This is a genomic window from Pseudomonas sp. Lb2C2 (assembly GCF_052112205.1).
GTDB lineage: Bacteria > Pseudomonadota > Gammaproteobacteria > Pseudomonadales > Pseudomonadaceae > Aquipseudomonas > Aquipseudomonas kilonensis.
The window spans coordinates 610,804-633,814 of record NZ_JAUTYW010000002.1 but is presented as its reverse complement, the minus strand read 5'-3'; the positions used below and the strand labels follow the sequence as shown (position 1 = coordinate 633,814).

At 61.6% G+C, this 23,011-nt stretch carries 18 protein-coding genes; 5 read left to right on the top strand and 13 right to left on the bottom strand.

Annotation, left to right across the window (positions count from 1 at the left end):
• Positions 1-6: 6 nt before the first annotated feature.
• Positions 7-720, bottom strand: a complete 714-nt coding sequence (gene pgl, locus Q7F16_RS07165; RefSeq protein WP_409555859.1) for a 6-phosphogluconolactonase — start codon at positions 718-720, stop codon at positions 7-9.
• On the bottom strand, positions 707-2,176 hold the full coding sequence (gene zwf / locus Q7F16_RS07160; protein WP_046065410.1) for a glucose-6-phosphate dehydrogenase: 1,470 nt from the start codon (positions 2,174-2,176) through the stop codon (positions 707-709). Before zwf ends, pgl begins: the two co-directional genes overlap by 14 nt.
• 196 nt (positions 2,177-2,372) lie before the next feature.
• Here zwf and Q7F16_RS07155 point away from each other — a divergent pair, with 196 nt between their 5' ends.
• A complete protein-coding gene (locus Q7F16_RS07155) occupies positions 2,373-3,233 on the top strand; it encodes a MurR/RpiR family transcriptional regulator (RefSeq protein WP_170842276.1) in 861 nt (286 codons plus the stop codon).
• Between the two features lie 140 nt (positions 3,234-3,373).
• On the opposite strand, the gene Q7F16_RS07150 is transcribed toward Q7F16_RS07155, so the two are convergent.
• The 11 genes from Q7F16_RS07150 to edd form a co-directional block, all read right to left on the bottom strand.
• On the bottom strand, positions 3,374-4,228 hold the full coding sequence (locus tag Q7F16_RS07150) for a D-hexose-6-phosphate mutarotase (RefSeq protein ID WP_014336920.1): 855 nt from the start codon (positions 4,226-4,228) through the stop codon (positions 3,374-3,376).
• A 257-nt stretch (positions 4,229-4,485) separates the two neighbouring features.
• Positions 4,486-5,832 carry a carbohydrate porin gene (locus tag Q7F16_RS07145; protein ID WP_046065411.1) on the bottom strand — a complete coding sequence of 449 codons (1,347 nt, stop codon included), beginning with the start codon at positions 5,830-5,832 and terminating at the stop codon, positions 4,486-4,488.
• 127 nt (positions 5,833-5,959) lie between these two features.
• Positions 5,960-7,120: an ABC transporter ATP-binding protein gene (locus Q7F16_RS07140; protein WP_014336918.1), complete on the bottom strand. Its 1,161-nt coding sequence runs from the start codon at positions 7,118-7,120 to the stop codon at positions 5,960-5,962.
• Positions 7,121-7,122: 2 nt separating this feature from the next.
• Complete coding sequence (locus Q7F16_RS07135; RefSeq protein ID WP_003198539.1) at positions 7,123-7,968, bottom strand: carbohydrate ABC transporter permease; 846 nt, start codon at positions 7,966-7,968, stop codon at positions 7,123-7,125.
• Positions 7,961-8,869, bottom strand: a complete 909-nt coding sequence (locus tag Q7F16_RS07130) for a carbohydrate ABC transporter permease (protein ID WP_003198535.1) — start codon at positions 8,867-8,869, stop codon at positions 7,961-7,963. The genes Q7F16_RS07135 and Q7F16_RS07130 overlap by 8 nt, the downstream gene beginning before the upstream one ends.
• 179 nt (positions 8,870-9,048) lie before the next feature.
• Complete coding sequence (locus tag Q7F16_RS07125) at positions 9,049-10,350, bottom strand: ABC transporter substrate-binding protein (protein WP_057448916.1); 1,302 nt, start codon at positions 10,348-10,350, stop codon at positions 9,049-9,051.
• A 116-nt stretch (positions 10,351-10,466) separates the two neighbouring features.
• Entirely contained in the window at positions 10,467-11,726 is a 1,260-nt protein-coding gene (locus Q7F16_RS07120) for a D-mannose isomerase (protein ID WP_409555860.1), read from the bottom strand.
• A gap of 242 nt (positions 11,727-11,968) precedes the next feature.
• Positions 11,969-13,438: an ATP-binding protein gene (locus tag Q7F16_RS07115; RefSeq protein WP_053178355.1), complete on the bottom strand. Its 1,470-nt coding sequence runs from the start codon at positions 13,436-13,438 to the stop codon at positions 11,969-11,971.
• Positions 13,428-14,159, bottom strand: a complete 732-nt coding sequence (locus tag Q7F16_RS07110) for a response regulator (protein WP_095963335.1) — start codon at positions 14,157-14,159, stop codon at positions 13,428-13,430. The genes Q7F16_RS07115 and Q7F16_RS07110 overlap by 11 nt, the downstream gene beginning before the upstream one ends.
• 177 nt (positions 14,160-14,336) lie before the next feature.
• Positions 14,337-15,296: a glucokinase gene (locus Q7F16_RS07105; protein WP_079303700.1), complete on the bottom strand. Its 960-nt coding sequence runs from the start codon at positions 15,294-15,296 to the stop codon at positions 14,337-14,339.
• On the bottom strand, positions 15,293-17,119 hold the full coding sequence (gene edd, locus Q7F16_RS07100; protein WP_057448912.1) for a phosphogluconate dehydratase: 1,827 nt from the start codon (positions 17,117-17,119) through the stop codon (positions 15,293-15,295). The genes Q7F16_RS07105 and edd overlap by 4 nt, the downstream gene beginning before the upstream one ends.
• A gap of 231 nt (positions 17,120-17,350) precedes the next feature.
• Between edd and gap the strand changes: the two genes are divergently transcribed.
• The 4 genes from gap to Q7F16_RS07080 all read left to right on the top strand — a co-directional run bounded on the left by gap (position 17,351) and on the right by Q7F16_RS07080 (position 22,908).
• The gene (gene gap / locus Q7F16_RS07095) at positions 17,351-18,352 is read left to right on the top strand and encodes a type I glyceraldehyde-3-phosphate dehydrogenase (protein WP_003184623.1); all 1,002 of its coding nucleotides are present in this window, start codon (positions 17,351-17,353) and stop codon (positions 18,350-18,352) included.
• Between the two features lie 259 nt (positions 18,353-18,611).
• The gene (locus tag Q7F16_RS07090; RefSeq protein ID WP_409555861.1) at positions 18,612-19,133 is read left to right on the top strand and encodes an RNA polymerase sigma factor; all 522 of its coding nucleotides are present in this window, start codon (positions 18,612-18,614) and stop codon (positions 19,131-19,133) included.
• A 98-nt stretch (positions 19,134-19,231) separates the two neighbouring features.
• On the top strand, positions 19,232-20,194 hold the full coding sequence (locus Q7F16_RS07085; protein WP_409555862.1) for a FecR family protein: 963 nt from the start codon (positions 19,232-19,234) through the stop codon (positions 20,192-20,194).
• A 119-nt stretch (positions 20,195-20,313) separates the two neighbouring features.
• Positions 20,314-22,908, top strand: coding sequence for a TonB-dependent receptor (locus Q7F16_RS07080; RefSeq protein WP_046065418.1), 2,595 nt, complete (start codon positions 20,314-20,316; stop codon positions 22,906-22,908).
• Positions 22,909-23,011: the final 103 nt, after the last annotated feature.

Genomic DNA, 23,011 nt, shown 5'->3' with positions numbered 1-23,011 from the left:
CTTGGTTCATGGGCACCAGTAAATCTCTAACGTAGTTTGCAAAAACGCGCGGATCGGCATTTCGGCGACATCGTCACCCGCCACCGCAGCGTTCAAGGTGGTCAATTTCGACTGACCGGAAATCGACAGCACTTTGTGTTGCGCCGAAGCCAGCAAGGCGCGGCTCATGGTCAAGCGCTGGTGCGGCACGGTCGGCGCCAGCATCGGCCAGCAGCGACGTGTGCCATTGGCGTCCAGGGCCTGGGCCAGGTTCGGGCTGCCAGGGAACAGCGAGGCGGTGTGCCCGTCATCGCCCATGCCCAATATCAGCACATCGATCGGCGGCAACTCGGCCAACAGACGATCGGCCTGCTCGGCAGCCGCTTCCAGGTTGGCACTGGCGCTGTAAAGGCTCAGGAACTGGGCCTTGGCTGCCGCGCCTTGCAGCAGGTAACGCTTGAGCAGGCCGGCGTTGCTGTCGGCGTGTTCAACCGGTACCCAGCGCTCGTCGGCCAGGCTGACCACCACGCTGGACCAGTCCAGCGCCTGCTTGGCCAGGTGCTGGAAAAACGCCACCGGGCTGCGGCCACCGGAGACCACCAGGGTCGCCGCACCGCGTGCCTCGATTGCATTGCGCAACTGCTCGGCCACGTTCAGCGCCAGGCCTTCGGCCAGCACCACCGGGTTCTTGAATTCATGGGCGCTAACGCCCTGCGGCAGTTTCAATTCAGATATCGCCATACCATGACCTCCCATCCCGCGTGATCAGTGCAATGGAGCTCATCGGCCCCCAGGACCCAGCCGCATACGGCTTGGGCGCATCGCCGGATTTCTTCCAGCCGGCGATCAACTGGTCACACCACGTCCACGCGGCTTCAATTTCATCTTTACGGACAAACAGGTTCTGATTGCCGTTCATGACTTCCAGCAACAACCGTTCGTAGGCATCGGGAATCCGTGCGCTGCGATAGGTGTCGGAGAAGTTGAGTTGCAACGGACCGCTGCGCAATTGCATGCCCTTGTCCAGGCCCTGCTCCTTGGTCATCACTCGCAAGGAAATCCCTTCGTCCGGTTGCAGGCGGATGATCAGCTTGTTGCTGATCTGCAAGCGCTGCTCGGGCGCGAAGATGTAGTGGGACGGTTCCTTGAAGTGGATGACGATCTGCGACAACTTCTGCGGCATGCGCTTGCCGGTACGCAGGTAAAACGGCACCCCGGCCCAACGCCAGTTGCGGATGTCGGCGCGCAGGGCGACGAACGTCTCGGTGTCGCTCTGGGTGTTGGAGTTGGGTTCTTCGAGGTAGCCAGGCACTGCCTTGCCCTCGCTGTGGCCGGCGATGTACTGGCCGCGCACCACCTGGGTGGTCAGGCCTTCCGGGCTGATCGGCGCCAGGGCCTTGAGCACCTTGACCTTCTCGTCACGGATGCTGTCGGCGGACAAGTCGGCCGGTGGGTCCATGGCGATCAGGCACAGCAACTGCAACAGGTGGTTCTGGATCATGTCCCGCAGTTGACCGGCCTTGTCGAAATAGCCCCAGCGGCCTTCGATACCGACCTTCTCGGCCACGGTGATTTCCACATGGGAAATGTAGTTCTGGTTCCACTGGGTTTCGAACAGGCTGTTGGCGAACCGCAGTGCGATCAGGTTCTGGACCGTCTCTTTGCCCAGGTAATGATCGATGCGATAGGTACGGTTTTCCGGGAAGAACTGCGCCACGGCGTCGTTGACCTTGCGCGAAGACTCCAGGTCCGAGCCGATGGGCTTCTCCAGCACGACACGGGTATTTTCGCTCAAACCGACCTTCGCCAGGTTCTCGCAGATCGCCCCATACACCGCCGCCGGGGTGGCGAAATAGGCAATGACCTGTTGGGTCGAGCCGGCCGCTTCGGCCAAGGCGACGTAATCGTCGGTCTTGAGGAAATCCACGTGCAGGTAGGTCAATCGTGCCAGGAAGCGCTCGAGTACGCCTTCGTCCAGGTCTTTTTCACCGACGTAGCGCCGCAGTTCGGCGGTGATGAATGCCAGGTGCTGCTGCTCGCTGCCGGGTTCACGGGCCAGCGCAATGATTCGCGTGTCCTCGTGCAACAACTGGGCGCCATCGAGCTGATACAGGGCAGGAAAGAGCTTGCGCAAGGCCAGATCGCCCAACGCGCCGAACAAGGCAAAGGTGCACGGTTCAACCGTAATCGAAGGCATGATGTTTGTTCTTTTATCAAGTTAAACTACAAATACCTTTTTTCAAGGTATCACTCAAGGAAAAATGTAGTAATAACCACAACATTTTTCGAAAATACCGATTCCGAGTGGTGGTCCGTCGGAGCCATCAGTAGGATAGGCCACCGCAAAGGGTCGTATCAAAGACCCGTCTTCCTAGGAATCTTGTATGGACCGCGTGCGAAATTTACTGGAACAGATCCAGAGTCGCCTTGAAGACCTGAACAAGGCCGAACGCAAGGTGGCCGAGATCATCCTGCTCAACCCGCAGCAGGCGACCCGCTTCAGCATCGCCGCCCTCGCCCAGGCGGCTTCGGTCAGTGAACCGACCGTCAACCGTTTCTGCCGCTCGTTTGGCGTCAGCGGTTACCCGGAACTCAAGCTGCAACTGGCCCAAAGCCTGGCCAGCGGCGCTGCTTATGTGAGCCGTGCGGTGGAGGCCGACGACAACCCGGAAGCCTACACCCGGAAAATCTTTGGCAGTGCCATTGCCTCATTGGACAGCGCCTGCCAGGCCCTTGATCCCAATTTGATCAGCCGCGCCGTGGACCTGCTGATCCAGGCCCGGCAAATCCACTTCTTCGGCCTCGGCGCCTCCGCCCCGGTGGCGCTGGATGCCCAGCACAAGTTTTTCCGCTTCAACCTGGCGGTGACCGCCCACGCCGACGTACTGATGCAGCGCATGATCGCGTCGGTGGCCCATACGGGCGAGCTGTTCGTGATCATTTCCTACACCGGTCGTACCCGCGAGCTGGTGGAAGTGGCGCGCATTGCCCGGGAAAACGGCGCGTCGGTGCTGGGCCTGACCGCCGAAGGCTCGCCACTGGCCAAGGCCAGTACCCTGAGCCTGAACATTCCCCTGCCCGAAGACACTGATATCTATATGCCGATGACCTCACGGATCATCCAACTCACCGTGCTGGACGTGCTCGCCACCGGCATGACCCTGCGTCGGGGCGTGGACTTCCAGCCGCATCTGCGCAAGATCAAGGAAAGCTTGAACGCCAGCCGGTATCCGGTGGGGGATGAGTTCAACTGACCGAGCCTGATTGCTTTATTGCCTGATAAGCCGTCATCGCGAGCAAGCTCGCTCCCACACTGGATCTTTGGTGTTCACAAAACCCCTGTGGGAGCGAGCTTGCTCGCGAAGGGACCATTAGTCTCACCCACTAACCTGAATCAAGCCCCCACTCGCGCCTGCAAACTCAAATGCGCCCGCTCCCCCGGCGCCAGGCACAAGCTGTCGGTGCCGCCACTGGCCGCTTCGACGCAGACGAATTCGCTGACTTCATCCCAACTCACCCCCAGCAACGGCCGTGCGCCGGGATGCCAGACCACGGTGTCGGCGCTGTCGCCGGTGTCGATGCACAATTCGCGCTGCCAGGCGTGGTCCTTGAGCTGCAACTCCCCCTCATGCTGGAACACCCGCTGGCAGCCACCCTCGACCCGCAACTCGCCTTCCTGCTGGCAAACAGCACGGCTCAACTGGTCATAGCCCTGGGCGCCTTCGAGACCAGACAGCGCTACCTCACCGACGTCACCGATACGCCAATAGGCGTGCAAGGCCTGGCTCAACTGGCATGGCAGACTGTCCTGGTGCTCGGTGCTCAAGCGCAATTCCATGCGCTCACCCAGGTCCGCATGCAGGTCCACTTGCCAGTCGCACAACTGCAGTTGCCAGTGCAAATGCACACCGTCGTCATCACTGCGACTGTCGAGCAGTTTCCAGTCGATCAACCGCGCCCAGCCGTGGGACGGCCAGGCGTTTTCGCTGGGATGGCGGCCATACCACGGCCAGCACACCGGCACCCCGCCGCGTATCGCCCCCACTTGCGGCCACTTGGACGCGCACCACAACCAGGGTTTCTGGCCTTTGGGCTGAAAATGCAGCAACTGTGCGCCCTGGCGACTGAACACCGCCTGGCACAACGGGTGATCGATCACCAACACATCGCGCTGCCGATAGCGCTCCCACGCGAACACCGGGCGTTCGCGCAAGGATCTGAAAAAGCGTTGTAGCGGATGCTCATGCATGGGCCGCGGTCCTGGAAATCATTGAATTGCTCATCTGTTTGCAACGCTTGTTGCGGCAAGGCGATTTATCTGTGGGAGCAAAGCTTGCTCGCGATGCAAGCGCCTCGCTTCCCTGGGAGGCCGCGTTGTCTTCATCGCGGGCAAGCCTTGCTCCCACAGGTTCTGCGCGCGCAACCAAACACGCACTCCAAAAAAAAGCGGACAGCCTTGGCCGTCCGCAAATATGCGCACATAGAGAGGAGCTTATCGCAACAGCGTTAGAACACCGACTGAATTTTCAGGCCGGCCACCAGCGCGTTGTCGACTTCATCCACACCACCTGGGTGAGTGATGTATTGCAGGTTCGGACGCACGGTCAGCCAGTTGGTCACGTGGAAACCGTAGTTGATCTCGTAGTTGTACTCAGTGCTGCGCAGCGGCGAGAACAGCGGATCATCGTAGTCGCTGACGCCATTGGCGGCGTTGACCAACTCGGCGTTTTTCTTCACGTCTTCGTTGACATGGATACGCGAGAAACCGATCCCGACATCGTCTTTTGGACGTGCATCGAACGGCCCCTTGTACACGAACATCAACGACTGGTAGTTGTCGACGACGTTGGTTTCCTTGTCATGGAAAGTCGCGTTGGCCGCGATGTTCAGGCCGCGCGAAGCATCACCGTTGTGGCTGGTGAGCTGTTGTTGCACGACGAGCCAGTAGCCGTCCTTGCTGCTGTGGCTGCGATAGGCGTTGCCGGTGGTCGCGGCGTCGTTGCCATCCTCGTCCTCACGGACGTCATCAGCCTTGGCCGTACTTTTGTAGTAACCGACACGGTATTCGCCCGGCAGGTTATTGATCTTGGGGGACCAGACCAACTCGACCGGAATAAGGGTACCCTTGGTACCGCTGCCGCTGAGCTTGTAGCGGTTGTTGTTTTCCAGTTGCGAAGGGTTCTGGTTGTAGGCGCCGATTTGCGCATAGAGCTCAGGCGTGAGGTTGTATTTGACGCGAATCGCCGCCTGCATGATCGGCCAGTTGTACCAGATGCCGGTCGCCCAGTTACCCGCTTGCGAACCGCAGAACGCCAGGTTCTGGAACTCGCACGGGAAGGTGTTGAAGTCTTCGCCCTCACCGAAATAACCGGCTTTGACATCCAGTTTGCTGTCGAAGTACTTCTGCTTGATCCACAACTGGGTCAGACGCGTGGTTTGCCCACGGCCCCAGACTTCCTGGGAGGAACTGAGGGTACCGGCACGTGGATCACCGATACGGTCGTTGGAGATGTTGCGACCGTCACGCCGGGTGAACTGGATCTTGGCTTCCGTATCACCCCAGCCCGCCAGTTTTTCCAGGTCGAGGGCGACCCCCAGGCCAAACTGCTGGGACCAGCGCGCGGTCTTGTCATCGTTGTAGCCGCCGTGGAGGTTGGCGCCCATCTCGCCGACGAAGTCAGCCTTGATATCGATACCTTGCTCGATCAGCTTGGTCCGTTCGCCACCCCAGTCACCCGTCATCCACTGCGAATCGGCGCTGAACGCGTCGGCAGCGTGTGCGCTACCGGCCAGCATCATCGCCGCAACGGCTGACAACTGGCAGATAAGCTGGGCGTTATTTTTCTTCTTCATCCCTACATCCTCGTCTTTATTGTTATTAACTGTTTTTATCTAACGCGGTTTACAACGATTGCGGCGGATGTCCCCATCCACCGCATACTCCTTCCTGTGGAAGCAGGCCTGCTCCCACATTTGTTCTTCATCGACCTTTGAACTGCGCCACGTTCGCCGATCGGGCATCGGCTTGCGGCTGGCCGGCCACGCCCAGGCGTTCGCCGGACTTGGCGTCGAACAGCAGCACTTTCGATGGATCGAATTGCAGCGTCAGGGTCTCCCCGACTTGCGGCGCCACATCCGGCGCCAGGCGGCAGCAGACCTTGGTGTCGTTGAGGTTGACGAACACCAGGGTGTCCGGCCCGGTGGGCTCGGTGACCTGGACTTCGGCGCGAATGGTCGGCAAGCCATTGGGCTCGCTGCCGGCCAGCATGATCTGCTCCGGGCGCATGCCCAGGATCACTTCGCGGTCCTCCAGGCCGGCGTCCTGCATGCCCATCGGCAGTTCGCAACGGGCCTGGCCGCTGTCGAGCAGCGCCAGCAGGCGACCGTCCTTGCGTTGCAGGCGCAACGGGATGAAGTTCATCGGTGGCGAACCGATGAAGCTCGCCACGAACAGATTGGCCGGGTTGGTGTAGATGTCTTTCGGCGTGCCGAACTGCTGGATGATCCCGTCCTTCATCACCGCCACTTTGTCGCCCAGGGTCATGGCTTCGATCTGGTCGTGGGTCACGTAGACCGTGGTGGTCTTCAGGCGCTGGTGCATCAGTTTCATTTCGGTACGCATCTCGACCCGCAGCTTGGCGTCGAGGTTGGACAGCGGTTCGTCGAACAGGTAGATCTTCGGCCGCCGCGCCAGCGCCCGGCCCATGGCCACGCGCTGTTGCTGGCCGCCGGAGAGCTGGCCGGGCTTGCGATTGAGCAGATGCTCGATCTGCAGCAGCTTGGCCACGCGGGTGACCTCTTCGTCGATGTCCGACTGTTTCATCTTGCGGATTTTCAGACCGAACTCGATGTTCTCGCGCACGCTCATGGTCGGGTACAGCGCGTAGGACTGGAACACCATGGCGATGTCGCGATCCTTCGGGCTCATGCCGCTGACGTCCTGGTCGCCGATCATGATCGCGCCACCGGTGATGGTCTCGAGGCCGGCGATGCAGTTCATCAGCGTCGACTTGCCACAGCCCGAAGGCCCGACGAGGATCAGGAACTCACCGTCCTTGATCGACAACTCGATGTTCTTCAGGGTGTCCGGCAGGCCGGCACCATAGGTCTTGTTTACGTTGCGAAGTTCAAGCGTTGCCATGATTACCCCTTGACTGCGCCGGCCGTCAGACCGCGCACGAAATACTTGCCTGCGACCACATAGACCAGCAGGGTCGGCAGCCCGGCGATCATCGCCGCCGCCATGTCCACGTTGTATTCCTTGGCCCCGGTACTGGTGTTGACCAAGTTGTTCAGCGCCACCGTGATGGGCTGCGAATCACCGCTGGAAAACACCACGCCGAACAGGAAGTCGTTCCAGATCTGGGTGAACTGCCAGATCAGGCAGACCATGATGATCGGGGTGGACATCGGCAGGATGATCCGCCGGAAGATGGTGAAGAACCCCGCACCGTCCAGCCGCGCCGCCTTCACCAGTGCATCGGGAATGCTGACGTAGTAGTTGCGGAAGAACAGCGTGGTGAATGCCAGGCCGTAGACCACGTGCACGAACACCAGGCCCGTGGTGGTACTGGCCAGGCCCATCTTGCCGAGGGTGAACGAGGCCGGCAGCAGGACGGTCTGGAACGGCAGGAAGCAACCGAACAGCAACAGGCCGAAGAACAACTGCGAACCGCGAAAACGCCACATCGACAACACGTAGCCGTTCAAGGCACCGATGGCGGTAGAGATCAGCACCGCCGGGACGGTGATCTTGATCGAGTTCCAGAAGTAGCCGTCGACGGTGGCCCAGGCCTTGACCCAGCCGATACCACTGACCACGGTCGGCCAGCTCAGCAGGTTGCCGGTGCTGATGTCTTCCGGCGTCTTGAAGCTGGTCAACAGCATGACCACCAACGGCACCAGGTAAAGCAGTACGGCGAGGATCAGCACCGCGTAGATGGCGATGCGACTCAGGCTGATGGAAGGTTTGGCAGCGAGACTAGTCATGACGCTTGGTCCTCAGCTCGGAGTACAGGTAAGGCACGATGATTGCGAGAATCGCACCGAGCATCAGGATTGCACTGGCCGAGCCCATGCCCATCTGACCGCGACTGAACGTGAAGGAATACATGAACATGGCTGGCAGGTCGGAGGAGTAACCGGGGCCGCCGGCAGTCATCGCCGCCACCAGGTCGAAGCTCTTGATCGCGATGTGTGCCAGGATCATCACGGCGCTGAAGAACACCGGACGCAGGCTCGGCAGCACCACTTTCCAGTAGATGCGCGGCATGCTTGCGCCATCGATCTGCGCGGCACGGATGATCGATTGATCGACACCCCGCAGGCCGGCCAGGAACATCGCCATGATGAAGCCCGAGGCCTGCCAAACCGCGGCGATCACCAGGCAGTACACCACGCGATCCGGGTCGATCAGCCAATCCAGGCGGAAGCCTTCCCAACCCCAGTCACGCAACAATTTGTCCAGGCCCATGCCCGGGTTGAGCAGCCATTTCCAGGCCGTACCGGTGACGATCATCGAGAGCGCCATCGGGTACAGGTAAATGGTGCGGATGAAACCTTCGCGACGAATGCGCTGGTCGAGGAACACCGCCAGCAACACGCCGATCACCAGGGTGATGCCGATGAACAAACCGCCGAACAGTGCCAGGTTCTTGCTCGCCACCCACCAGCGGTCGTTGTCCATCAGCCGCGCATACTGCGCCAGGCCTGCCCATTTGTAGTTCGGCAGGAACGTCGAGGTGGTGAACGACAGAACGAACGTCCACAAGATATAGCCATAGAAGCCCACCAGGACGATGAACATGCTCGGCGCCAGCACCAGTTTCGGGAGCCAGCGCTGCAATGCATCGAACGGCGAGGCCTTGCTGAACACAGCAACAGAACTCATGGGAAGATCCAGTACAAGAGAAAAAGACTACAGAACATTCCCTGTGTGGGAGCGGGCTTGTGTGGGAGCTGAGCTTGCTCGCGATGAAGGCACCTCGGTCTTTCCAATGACCGCGTTATCGTGCATCGCGAGCAAGCTTTGCTCCCACAGGCTCGCTCCCACAAAGGAAGCGGTGCTAATTACTTGGCTGACTGAACCGCTGCGCCCAGTTTCTTGGCAGCATCGGCAGGGTCGGCTTTCGGGTCGTTGATGTAGTTGGTCACCACATCGAAGAACGCACCCTGTACGGCCAGCGTGGTCGCCATGTTGTGCGCCATGCTTGGCTGCAGGCCGCCGGACTTGGCGTCCGTCAGGAAGTCCTTGGCAGCGGTCTGGGCACAGGAATCGAAACCGTACTTGGCCATGTCGCCGAGCATGTCGTTACGAACCGGGATCGAACCCTTGTTGATGCTGAAGACTTTCTGGAAGTTCTCGCCCAACACGACCTTGGCGATGTCCTGCTGGCCAGCCGCAGTGCCTGCGTCCTTCTGCTTGAACACCGCCAGGGAGTCGATGTTGTAGGTGAAGGCCTTGTCGGTGCCCGGGAAGGCGACGCACTCGTAGTCCTTGCCGGCGACTTTCTTCGCCGCGGTCCACTCGCTCTTGGCCCAGTCACCCATGATCTGCATGCCGGCCTTGCCGTTGATGACCTTGGCTGCTTCCAGGTTCCAGTCCTGGCCCTTGCCGTCGGCGTCCATGTAGGTCGCGACTTTCTTCAGCTCGGTCAGCGCCTTGACCATTTCAGGGCCAGTCAGCGCCTTGTTGTCCAGGTCGACCAGGGCTTTCTTGTAGCCATCAGCCCCCATGACCGAGAGCACCACGGCTTCGAATACGGTGCTGTCCTGCCAAGGCTGGCCGCCGTGGGCGAGCGCAATAAAGCCCGCGGCCTTGAGCTTGTCACCGGCCGCGTAGAATTCTTCGAGGGTGGTCGGGTTCTTGGTGATGCCGGCTTTCTTGAAGACTTCCGGGTTGATCCACAGCCAGTTGACGCGGTGGATGTTCACCGGCACGGCGACGTAGTCACCTTCGTACTTCACGGTATCGGAGACTTTCTTGTCGAGCAGGCTGTCCCACTTCTCGGCCTTGGCCACGTCTTTCAGGACGTCGCTGTCGAGCAGCCCGGTGGACGCCCATTCCTGGATGTCCGGGCCCTTGATCTGGGCGACGCCAGGTGGGTTGCCGGCCACGGCACGGCTCTTGAGCACGGTCATGGCAGTGGAACCGCCACCACCGGCGACAGCGCCGTCCTTCCAGGTAAAGCCGTCTTTTTCTACCTGGGCCTTGAGCACATCGACCGCGGCTTTTTCACCACCCGACGTCCACCAGTGAACGACTTCCACGGAACCTTTCGATTCGGCGGCAAGGGTAGTGACAGGGAATGCTGCGACGGGAAGCAAGGAAGCAAGAGAAATGACAGTAGCGAGGCGAGAAATCGCATTCATCTAGAATTACCTTTCTTGTTGTTATGCATGCAAGTCTGGTGCTTGCGCTGCATGGATTCTAATCAGAGGGAATCCCTTCGCAGGTAACGAAGGGACGTGCAAATGTCACGACATGGTTACACAGGCGAAGCGCTGGATAACCGCGCCAGGGCTGACGCCATGCTTGGCGCCAGGGGCAGGCGCGGAATCAAGACCGCCTGCCAGGCGTGATACAGGTCCGGCTTGCCCGGCCAGATGTCGGCGCTGGGGCAATTTTGCGGATCGAGTTCGTGATGCCAGCTGCCGTTGCAGCGGTCGATGAAATGTTTGTCACAGAACTCCCAGAATCGCCGGTACCAGGCTTCGTACTTCGCCTCGTCGGTGCGCTTGAGCAAGGCGCTGGCAGCGGCCGCCGCTTCAGCGTGGACCCAGTGCAGGCGATGGCGAACCACGGCGCGGTTGTCCCAATCCAGGGTATAGACAATGCCCGGCGCACCATCGACGTCCCAGCCGTGACGGCAGTTCTGGTCGAAGAGTTTTTGTGCGTCCTGGGCCAGCCAACCCGGGGTCAGCATGCCGATCTGGACGCGTGCCGCTTCAAGGTGCAGCAGCAGTCGCGCCCATTCGAAACCGTGGCCAGGGGTGGTGCCGTAGGGACGGAAACCATCGGCAGGGTTGTCCTGGTTGTATTCGCGCAGCGGCTGCCAGTGGCGATCGAAATGCTCCACCACCAGGTAGTCGTTGGCGGCGGCATGGCCGTGGATCACCCGTTCGACGATGTGCAGGGCGCGGGCCAGCCAGCGTGGGTCGTCGGTAGCATCGGCCAGGGCGAGGAAGGCTTCGGTGGCGTGCATGTTGCTGTTGGCGCCACGATAGGCCTCCTCCTCGCTCCAGTCGCGGTTGAAGGATTCGCGCAGTGCCCCCTCTTCTTCGCTCCAGAAATGCTCATCGATGATCCGCACCGCTTCGTCCAGCAACGCCTGGGCGCCGGGACGCTGGGCCACCACCGCGGAACTGGCCGCCAGGGCAACGAATGCATGCAGGTAGGCCGCCTTGCCCGCGCCGTCTTCATCAGGCCGCGTCGTGGCAAACCAGCCACCGTGCTCGGCGTCGCGCAAGGGGCCGCTCAGCGCCTGGACGCCGTGGTCTACCAGCTCGGCGAAACCCGGCAGGCCCTGGATGTGGGCCATGGCGAAGCTGTGGGTCATGCGCGCGGTGTTCATGGTCTCGGCCCGGGCATAGGCCGGCAGGTGGCCGCGCTCGTCCAGGTTGCCAAAGCCGTCCGCCAGCTTCGACGCCTTGGCGAACGCCAGCAACCGCAAGCCTTCGTCGGCAAGCCATTGCTGGTGGGCAGGGGCGTTCAGCCAACTGCTGAAGGCCGGTTGGAAGGTGTCCATTGGGTGGTACCTTTTTTGTTGTTTTGACGCAGGGAGTCTAAACAAGGGATGGCGAGGGGCACGTAACGAAAGGGGCGAGTTATGTCACCGAGTTGTGACATTTACCTGGGAGATGGGGTGAGGCTACTGGCGCCATCGTCGGAACGCCGCCCGGAGCAAGCTCGCTCCCACACTGGATCCTCGGCGTTCACAAAACCCCTGTGGGAGCGAGCTTGCTCGCGATGAACGATAACGCGGTCGAATCAATCCACACTGCGAGGCAACTGCAACGTCACCCGCAACCCGCCTTCACGCAGGTTCTGCAAGCTCACTTCGCCGCCATGGCTGTGGGCGATGTTGCGGGCAATGCCCAGGCCCAGGCCATAACCCTGCTGTTGCCCGGCGAGGCGGAAGTGCGGTTCGAAGACTTGCTCCAGGCGCTGTTCCGGCACGCCGGGGCCTTCGTCGTCGACGTGCAGGATGAAGGCGGTTTCATCGTCATCGATGTGCAGGTGGGCGTTCTGTCCGTATTTCAAGGCGTTGTCGATCAGGTTGCCGATGCAGCGCTTGAGGGCCAGCGGCTTGCCGGGATACGGCGCCAGCGCCCGGCCATCCTGGGTCACCCGGCCGTTGCCGTTGGGCGCCAGGTAAGGTTCGACCAGGCAATCGAGCACATGATTGAGGTCCACCGGCTCGATATTTTCGTGGATGTCGGTGTCCTTGACGCATTGCAGCGCGCCTTTGACCAGCAGTTCCAGCTCATCCAGGTCACGACCGAACTTGGCCTGCAGGTTCTCGTCTTCCAGCAGCTCGACCCGCAGCCGCAAGCGGGTGATCGGTGTGCGCAAGTCATGGGAAATCGCGCTGAACAACTGGCTGCGTTCCGTCAGGTAACGGCTGATGCGTTCGCGCATGGCATTGAACGCGCGCCCCACCTCCACCACTTCACTGCCGCCGCCCTCGGCCACCGGCTCCACCTCGGCGCCCAGGGACATGTCCCGCGCGGCCCGGGCCAAACGCTTGAGCGGCCGGCTCTGCCAGTGCACCAGCAAGCCGATGAACAGCAACAGCAAGCTGCTGGTGAGCACGATGAAACCGACCTGTTGCGTGGGCAGGTCTTGCTCTTCGAGGCTGGTGTAGGGTTCGGGCAACAGCGAGGCGATGTACAGCCACTCCCCAGGCGCCATCTGGATTTGCGTGACCAGTACCGGCGGGTTCACCGGTTCCAGGGTCAAGGCGTAGTGAGCCCACGAACGGGGCAGTTCATCGAGCTTGAGCCCGGCGTTGAAAATTCGCAGGTCGTCGGGGCTGACAAAATTCACCGAGATGTCGGCGTTACTGCCCAATGAACGGCGCAGCACATCGTCCACCGCCTTGAGCACCGCCAGTTTGCGCGGGGTGATCGGCAGCACATCCATGCCCAGGGGCTTGTCGTTGAGGGTAACGACAAACCGCGTACCACCCATGCTGCGCAACTGGTCCAGCACCAATGGCCGGTACGCCACTGGCAGCGAACGCAAATAGCTGACGCTGGCGGTCATCGAATGGGCCAGGCTGCGGGCACTGGTGACCAGGCCTTCGAGCTGGGTGGCGCGCAGTTGCGAGACCCAGATCAGGCTGGACAGGGTCTGGGCGAACAGCACCACCAGCAAGGTCAGCAGCAGCATCCGGCCCAGCAACGAGCGCGGTACCGGTACCCGTCGGGCGATTTTTTTGATCCAGTCAATGACCATTGCTGGCAACCACACTGGCCGCCAGTTGATAACCACTGCCGCGCACCGTGCGAATCAGCCGCGGCGGCTTGTCGGTGTCACGCAGGCGCTGGCGCAAGCGACTGACCGCCATGTCAACGATTCGGTCCAGGGGCATCAGCTCACGACCGCGGGTCGCATTGCCGATGGTGTCGCGGTCGAGGATTTCCTGGGGATGATCGAGAAACAACTTGAGCAGGGCGAAATCGGCACCGGAGAGAATCACTTCTTCACCGTCGGTGTGAAACAGCCGATGGCTGACCATGTCCAGCCGCCACTCATCGAAGGCCAGCACTTCACCCCCGGTGCGTTCCTGGCCGAATTGCGCCCGACGCAGCAGCGCCTTGATGCGCGCCTGCAATTCACGTGGGCTGAAAGGTTTGCCCAGGTAATCATCGGCGCCCAGTTCAAGACCAATGACCCGGTCGGCCTCGTCGGAACTGGCGGTGAGCATGATGATCGGCACATGGGCCTGGCGCGGGTGCTGGCGGACCCAGCGGCAAAGGCTGAAGCCGTCCTCATCAGGCAGCATCACATCAAGGATCACCAGGTCGCTCGGTGCATCGTTCAGCGCCTGGCGAAACCCGGCGCCGTCGGGTGTGGTCCGCACCTGGAAACCCGCACGGCTGAGGTAGGTGTCCAACAGTTCGCGAATCTCCTGGTCGTCGTCGACCAACAAAATCGATTTGTTCACTGAACTCACGGGCCTCGTCCTTGTTGTTTGGATGGGGGCGATTATGCCTGATGGATGAGGACTACAAACACACTACAAAACCCCTGTGGGAGCGAGCTTGCTCGCGATGACGGAGTGTCAGTCGCCATTGATGCTGACTGATACGCCGCTATCGCGAGCAAGCTCGCTCCCACAGGGGATCACATTTCAAACGGGAGTCGACTGCTCCAACGCCACACCCGCGCCCATCAGGCCCGAGTACGGCGCGGTCACCAGCCAGACCGGAATGCCCTTGAAGTAATCGCTCATGCAGCCCTTGTCGGCGAAGCAGCGAGCGAAACCACTTTCGAGGAAGAAATCGGCAAACCTTGGGACCACACCCCCGACGATGTAGACACCACCACGCCCGCCCAGCGTCAACACATTGTTGCCGGCCACGCGCCCCAGCCAGCGGCAGAACTGCTCGAGCACTTCCAGGGCAATGGGGTCGCCGGCCAGGCCGGCGGCGGTGATGGATTCGGGGGTGTCGAGTACCGGCACATGGCCGTCCACCGCGCAAATGGCCCGGTACACCCGAGGCAAACCGCTGCCACTCAGGGCGGTTTCGGCGCTGACGTGGCCGATTTCGTTGTAGATGTGCTGCCACAGCTGGGTTTCCCGCGGGCTGCTCATGGGCAGGTCGACATGGCCGCCCTCCCCCGGCAACGCCGCGAAACGACCTTCGCCCAGATCCAGCAGCGTACCGACGCCCAGCCCGGTGCCCGGGCCGATCACCACTGCCGGGCGCAACGGCTCCGGGGTGCCTTCGCACACGACCCGATATTCATCGGGACGCAAACGGGTCATGCCCAGGGCCATGGCCGAGAAGTCGTTGACCAGCAACAGCTTCTCCACTTGCAAGGTCTGGCAGAACGCCAGGTTGCTCAGGCGCCAGTGATTGTTGGTAAAGCGAAACTCATCGCCGCTCACCGGACCGGCCACCGACAGGCACACCGAACCGATCGCGCCCGGTTTCAGGCCCATGCCGTTCAGGTACACCTGGATGGCATCCTCCGGGCAGGCGTAATCCGCCGTTGCCAACACCTGGATGTTTTCCAGGGTGTGGTTTTTCCACAGCGCGAAGCGTGCGTTGGTCCCACCGATGTCACCGACCAAAGCCAATTTCAATTAAGCGTCTCCAGGGCAGAAGTGAAGGCGCTGGCGCCCTGCTCCGCCGAGCTGAAGGCCATGCGCATGAAACCGAACAGCTCGCGACCGGTGCCAATGTTGTTGCCCAACAGGCCTTTGGCAGGCTCGCGCGCGGCGAATTCCTCGGCGTCCACCTTCAGTTCCAAGGTGCCTTTGACGCCATCGACACGGATGATATCGCCCTCCTGCACCCGGGCCAACGCACCGCCGACATAAGCTTCGGGGCTGACATGAATGGCCGCCGGGATTTTCCCCGACGCGCCAGACATGCGCCCGTCGGTCACCAGCGCCACTTTGAAGCCACGGTCCTGCAATACGCCGAGGAACGGCGTCATCTTGTGCAGCTCCGGCATGCCGTTGGAGCGCGGGCCCTGGAAGCGCATCACCGCGACAAAATCCTTTTCCAGCAGACCGGCCTTGAACGCATCCGCCAGGTCCTGTTGGTCCTGGAAGACCATGGCCGGTGCTTCGACAATCTGGTTTTCCAGGGCCACGGCCGAGACCTTCATCACCCCACGGCCCAGGTTGCCTTCCATCACCCGCAGGCCGCCTTCAGACGAGAACGCACGGGCCACCGGGCGCAGGATGTTTTCGTCGAGGCTTTCGATCGGGCCGTCGCGCCACACCAGCTCGCCGTCCTCGAGGAACGGTTCCTGGGTGTAGCGGCTCAGGCCGTGACCGAGCACGGTGTTGACGTTTTCGTGGAGCAAACCGGCTTCCAGCAATTCACGGATCAGGAACGACATGCCGCCCGCTGCCTGGAAGTGGTTGATGTCGGCCTTGCCGTTCGGGTAGACGTGGCTCAGGGTCGGCACCACCTCGGAGAGGTCGGCCATGTCCTGCCAGGTCAGCTGGATACCCGCCGCCATGGCGATGGCCGGCATGTGCAGGGTGTGGTTGGTGGAGCCGCCAGTGGCATGCAGCGCGACGATGGAGTTGACCAGCGAGCGTTCGTCGACGATTTCGCCGATGGGCATGAAGTTGCCGCTTTGCTTGGTCATGCGCGTGACCTGGAACGCCGCTTCACGGGTCAGGGCATCGCGTAGCGGCGTGTTCGGGTTGACGAACGAGGCGCCCGGCAAGTGCAGGCCCATCACTTCCATCAACAACTGGTTGGTATTGGCGGTGCCGTAGAAGGTGCAGGTGCCAGGGCTGTGGTAGGACTTCATCTCCGACTCCAGCAGCTCTTCGCGGGTGGCCTTGCCTTCGGCGTAGCGCTGGCGCACGTCGGCTTTTTCCTTGTTGGAAATGCCTGAGACCATTGGCCCGCCTGGCACGAAGATCGTCGGCAAGTGACCAAAGCGCAGCGCGCCCATCATCAGGCCCGGGACGATCTTGTCGCAGATGCCGAGCATCAGTGCGCCGTCAAACATGTTGTGGGACAGCGCCACCGCCGTGGAGAGCGCGATCACTTCGCGGCTCGGCAGGCTCAGTTCCATCCCCGCCTCGCCCTGGGTCACGCCGTCGCACATCGCCGGCGTGCCGCCGGCGAACTGGCCGACCGAGCCGATCTCGCGCAGGGCTTTCTTGATCTGCTCCGGGAAGGTTTCGTAGGGCTGGTGGGCCGAGAGCATGTCGTTATAGGACGACACGATGGCGATGTTGGCGGCGTTCATCATCCGCAGGTGGTGCTTGTCTTCGGTGCCGCAACCAGCCACGCCGTGAGCGAAGTTGGCGCACTGCAGCTTGCCGCGCATCGGACCGTCGCTGGCTGCACCGTGGATCAATGCAAGGTAAGCCTGACGCGTGGCGCGGCTGCGGGCGATAAGCCGTTCGGTGACCTCAAGAACGCGGGGATGCATGTGTAGAACTCCAGGCTAACGGGTGTGGCGACCTGATTGTCTATGCTGGTCAAAAGCCCGCGGCACGCTGTGTAAAAAGCGAGGCGACAGACGGTTTCTTGACCATTCGGACCAGTTGATTCAGGTCACTCGTTGTAGATAAAACAAAATATTGCCACTAAAAAGGCTTGTTTTCTATTTTTATGCGAATAATCTTGTAATTCCAACAACAAATCGACGGCGGCGCAGTTAATGACTCTTCGAATCGCAATTAATGGTTTTGGCCGCATCGGCCGCAACGTCCTCCGTGCACTGTATACCCAAGGCTATCGTCGCGACCTGCAGATCGTCGCCATCAACGACCTGGGTGACAGTGCAATCAATGCTCATCTGCTCAAGTTCGACACCGTCCACGGCACCTTCGATGCCGATGTGCAGCACGACCACGAAAGCCTGACGGTCAATGGCGACCGCATCTCGGTCAGCGCCATCCGCAACCCGGCCGAACTGCCTTGGGCTGCTGAAAAAATCGACGTCGTGTTCGAATGCACCGGCCTGTTTACCGACCGTGCCAAGGCTGCCGCGCATATCAGCGCCGGCGCCCGCAAGGTGATCATCTCGGCCCCGGCCAAGGGTGCCGATGCTACCGTCGTGTATGGCGTGAACCACGATATCCTGCGCCAGTCCCACCAGATCATCTCCAACGCTTCGTGCACCACCAACTGCCTGGCCCCGGTGGCCCAGGTGCTGCACCGCGAGCTGGGCATCGAAAGCGGCCTGATGACCACCATCCATGCCTACACCAACGACCAGAACCTGACCGACGTCTACCACAGCGACCCGTACCGCGCCCGTTCGGCCACCCAGAACATGATCCCGAGCAAGACCGGCGCCGCCGAGGCGGTGGGCCTGGTGCTGCCGGAACTGGCGGGCAAGCTGACCGGCATGGCAGTGCGCGTACCGGTGATCAACGTCTCCCTGGTCGACCTCACCGTGCAACTCAAGCGCGAAGCGTCGGCCGAAGAAGTCAACGAACTGCTGCGCCATGCCAGCCAGCATTCGAAGATCCTCGGCTACAACACCCTGCCGCTGGTCTCCAGTGACTTCAACCACAACCCGCTGTCGTCGATCTTCGACGCCAACCACACCAAGGCCAGCGGCAAGCTGCTCAAGGTACTGGCCTGGTATGACAACGAATGGGGCTTCTCCAACCGCATGCTGGATAACTGCCTGGCGTTGTGTAACGCCGAGTAACTGACTGCTGGCCAATGTGGAGCGAGCCTGTAAGAGCAAACCTTGGGAGCAGGCCAGTGGGAGCAAAGCTTGCTCGCGATGACACCGTCACATGCAGCAACTGTGCAGGCTTTGAGAACGCTATCGCGAGCAAGCTTTGCTCCCACAGGTTTGCCCCAAGGTTTGCTCCTCACATGGGCTCGGCGTGATGAAATGAAGGCTTGACCTGTCGAGCAGATGATAAGCATTATCATCTACTCGAACCGGATCGGGCCCTACCGTGAGTCAATCGCGCTTTCATCACGTCTTCCTCGCCCAGCGCACGCCGCTGCTGCGCACCCTTGAGCGCATGGTCAGCAACCCCAGTACCGCCGAAGACCTGCTCCAGGAAACCTACCTGCGCGTCACCCGCGCTTTGAGTGAACGCACGGTCGAACACCTCGAACCCTTTGTTTTCCAGACCGCCCGCAACCTGGCGCTGGACCATCTGCGTGCCCGGCGCATCCAGTCGCGGACCTTGCTCGATGACGTACCGCCGGAGGTCGTCCACAACGTCGTCGCCCCCCAGAGCAGTGCCGAGGACGCCGCCCATGCCCAACAACTGCTTGAGCGCCTGAACGTCAGCCTCCAGGCCCTGAGTTCGCGACAGCAGCAGATCTTCATCCTCAGCCGCCTGCATGGCCACAGTTACCAGCAAATCGCCGAACGCCTGGGCGTATCCCTGAGCACCGTGCAAAAGGAACTGAAACTGATCATGGCGATCTGTGTGGGAGTGGCTGAACGCAGCCACGGCGAGCAGTGACCCGCCTCACGCTTCAGGCCATAAGCTGCGTACACGCTTGCCACTTGCTGCATACAGCTTGTAGCTTGAGCCCGTGCCGCTAAAACCGAGAACCCACTGTGACGGACAATCACCGCTCTGCCGAGCCCACTGCGACGCCGGAAACCGCCCATGCCATGGAGCAGGCGCTGGACTGGCTGATCCTGCTGGACAACCCCAGCGAGGAACAGACGCGGCAGTTCCACGCCTGGCTGGCGGCCGATCCACGCCACGGCGAGGCGTTCGCCCGGGCCCAGGCGATCTGGAACGGCCCGCAGGTGATGGAAAGTGCCCGCCGACTTGCAGCCGCGCCCAAGGTCACCGCGCTGTCGCGCCTGCGCGCCCACTGGAAACCCCTGGCCACCGCCGCCGTGCTGTTTCTCGGCCTGTTCAATTTCAGCGACCTGCCCCTGCGCTTGCAGGCCGACCACCTGACCGTGGTCGGTGAGCGCCAGCGCCTGCAGTTGGAGGACGGCTCCAAAGTACTGCTCAACACCGACTCGGCCTTCTCCAGCACGTTCAACGAACAACGGCATGTCGCGCGCCTGTACAAGGGCGAGGCGTTTTTCGAAGTCCCGGGCAACCGTAACCTGCCGCTGGAAATCGATGCCGGCCCGGTCACGGCCAGCGTCAGCGACACCACATTCGCCGTGCGTTACCTCGACGGCGTGGCGCAAGTCCAGGTGCAGCGCGGCGACGTGGACCTGCGGGCCACCCGCAACGACGCCCATGTGCGGCTGTCGGCCGGCGAAAGCATCCGCATCGGCCCCAACGGCTTCGACCGCCCGGTCCGGCTCGAGGCCAACACGGACCTGGCCTGGGTCCAGGGTCGGCTGGTGTTCGAAAACCGGCCGCTGGGCCAGGTACTGGCCGAGCTGCAACGCTATTACCCCGGCTGGATCATCAACAGTAACGAACAATTGGCCAACGTCGCTGTGACCGGCAATTACCGCCTCGACCAGCCGCTGGACGTGGTCCGCTCACTGGCCCATATCACCTCGGCGCGGCTTCAGGAGTTCCCGGCGCTGGTGATTCTGAACTAAATGAGAATTATTTTTACTCGATAGTCTCCGCTGATTCGTCTCGTTATAGCCAATGCAATTGATTCGCATCCAGCGATGTGAATCTGCACCTATAACAGATGCGACACGGAGCGCTATTGATGTCCTCTCGCCTTACTTGCCGGTTTCTTGCCCCCTCTTGCACGCTGTCACTGCTCACCGCCGCCATCCTGATGGCCGGCACCGCGCCGCTCGCCCTGGCCGCCACCACCGTGCAACCCGCTGCACGCAACATGGGCGACTACACCTTTGCCATCGCCCGGCAGCCACTGGTCTCGGCCCTGAATGCATTCACCGCGGTCACCGGCTGGCAGGTCGGGATGCCCGCGGAACTGGCCGCAGGCGTCGCCTCGCCAGGGGTGAACGGCTCGCTGCCACCTGAAAAAGCCTTGGAGCGCCTGTTGGTGGGGACCAACCTGAGCTACCGCAAACTGGGCGACAACAGCATCGTCCTGGAAAAACGCAGCGCCGGCAGCGCGCTGGAGTTGCAACAGGTGACCATCAGCGCCACCCGCCAGGAACAGGACATCACCAGCGTACCGAGCACGGTCACGGTCCACGACCGCCAGGAACTGGATCGCAACAACGTCAATACCCTCAAGGACCTGGTGCGCTATGAGCCGGGCGTATCGGTGGGCGGCGCGGGCCAACGCGGCGGTATCAGCGGCTACAACATCCGCGGCATCGACGGCAACCGGATCCTGACCCAGGTCGACGGCGTGGAAATCCCCGGCAGTTTCTTCAACGGCCCCTACGCCAAGACCCAGCGCAACTACGTCGACCCGGAAATCATCAAGCGCGTGGAAATCCTGCGCGGTCCGGCCTCGGTGCTGTACGGCAGCAATGCCATTGGCGGTGCCGTCAGCTATTTCACTCTCGATCCGGACGACATCATCAAGCCGGGCGAGGACGTTGGCGCCCGCCTGAAGACCGGCTACAGCTCCGCCGACGAGAGCTGGCTCAAGTCCGCCACAGTGGCCGGTCGCAGCGGACAGTTCGACGGCCTGTTGCACTACAGCCAACGCGACGGTCATGAAACCGAATCCTACGGCAGCCACAACGGCACCGGCCTGGACCGCACCGCGGCCAACCCGGAAGACGTGCGCGCCAACAACGTGCTGGCCAAGCTCGGCTGGAACTACAGCGATGACGCACGCCTTGGCCTGATCTACGAGAAATACAAGGACGACCGCGACACCGACCTGAAAAGCGCCTATGGCGGCCCCTATGCCAACGGCCAACCGGCCATCCCCGCCTCTGTGCTGCCCGGCGGCATGTACCAGTGGCGCACCGGCAACGACACCATCACCCGCGAGCGTTTCGGCCTGGAGCACAGCTTCGCCCTCGACAGCCTGCTGGCCGATCACGTCAAGTGGAGCCTGAACCACCAAGTTGCCAAGACCGATGAGAGCACCGCCGAGTTCTACTTCCCCATCACCCGCCAGGTCCTGCGTACCCGGGATACCCTCTACGAAGAGAAACAGTGGGTCTTCGATGCGCAACTGGACAAGGCCTTCAGCGTCGCCGACACCGATCACGCGCTGACTTACGGCACCACCCTCAAGCAACAGAAAGTCACCGGTTCGCGCAGCGGCAATGGTGTGTGCCTGGCGGTCGGCGTGGGTTGCTCCGCCGTCGGCGCCATCAGTACCCGGGACGTCCTGGCAAAGGTCAGTGACTTCCCGGACCCGACCATCAACACCTACAGCCTGTTCGCCCAGGACCAGATCAGTTGGGACCGCTGGACCTTCACACCGGGCCTGCGCTACGACTACACCCGGCTCAAGCCACACCTGACCGAGGAATTCCTCAACTCCGTGGACCCTACCGGCGGCGGTACAGTCAGCGGCAAGAACAAGACCTGGCATCGCGTCTCACCGAAGTTCGGCCTGACCTATGCCTTGAGCGATGAGTACACCTGGTACGGCCAGTACGCTGAAGGTTTCCGCACCCCAACCGCCAAGGCCCTGTACGGTCGTTTCGACAACCCCGACGTCGGCTACAGCGTAGAACCCAACCCCGATCTGGAACCGGAAAAAAGCAAGAGCTACGAGACCGGCCTGCGCGGTCGTTTCGATTCCGGTTCGTTCGACGTGGCGGTGTTCTACAACAAGTACCGCGATTTCATCAACGAGGACGCCATCACCCCCGGTGACGACCAGTTGACCTTCCAGAGCAACAACATCAAGCACGCCACCATCAAGGGCGCCGAAGTCAAGGGACGCCTGGACCTGGACGTGTTTGGCGCACCGAAGGGCCTCTACACCCAAGGTTCGGTGGCCTACCTCTATGGTCGCAACAACGACACGGGTGAGCCGCTCAACAGCATCAACCCGCTCACCGGCGTGTTCGGCCTGGGCTACGACCAGGACCGCTACGGCACCTTGCTCAGTTGGACCCTGGTCAGGAAAAAGGACCGCGTCGACGACAGCAACTTCAACTCGCCCGATGGCGTGAGCAGCCAGTTCAAGACGCCAGGCTTCGGCATCCTCGACCTGAGCGGTTTCTACAAGGTGACCGACGACGTCACCGTCAGCGGCGGCCTCTACAACCTCACCGACAAGAAGTACTGGCTGTGGGACGACGTGCGCGGCTACGACAGCGTCGGCGAAGCGGCGGTGCTGAGCCCCGCCAACCTCGATCGGCTGACGGCGCCCGGGCGTAACTTCGCGGTGAATCTGATCTGGGATATCTGACCAAGATTTTTGTCGACAAGCCAAATGCCCTGTGGCGAGGGAGCTTGCTCCCGCTGGACTGCGCAGCAGTCCCAAGAACTTGCGGTCGCTGCGCAACCGAGCG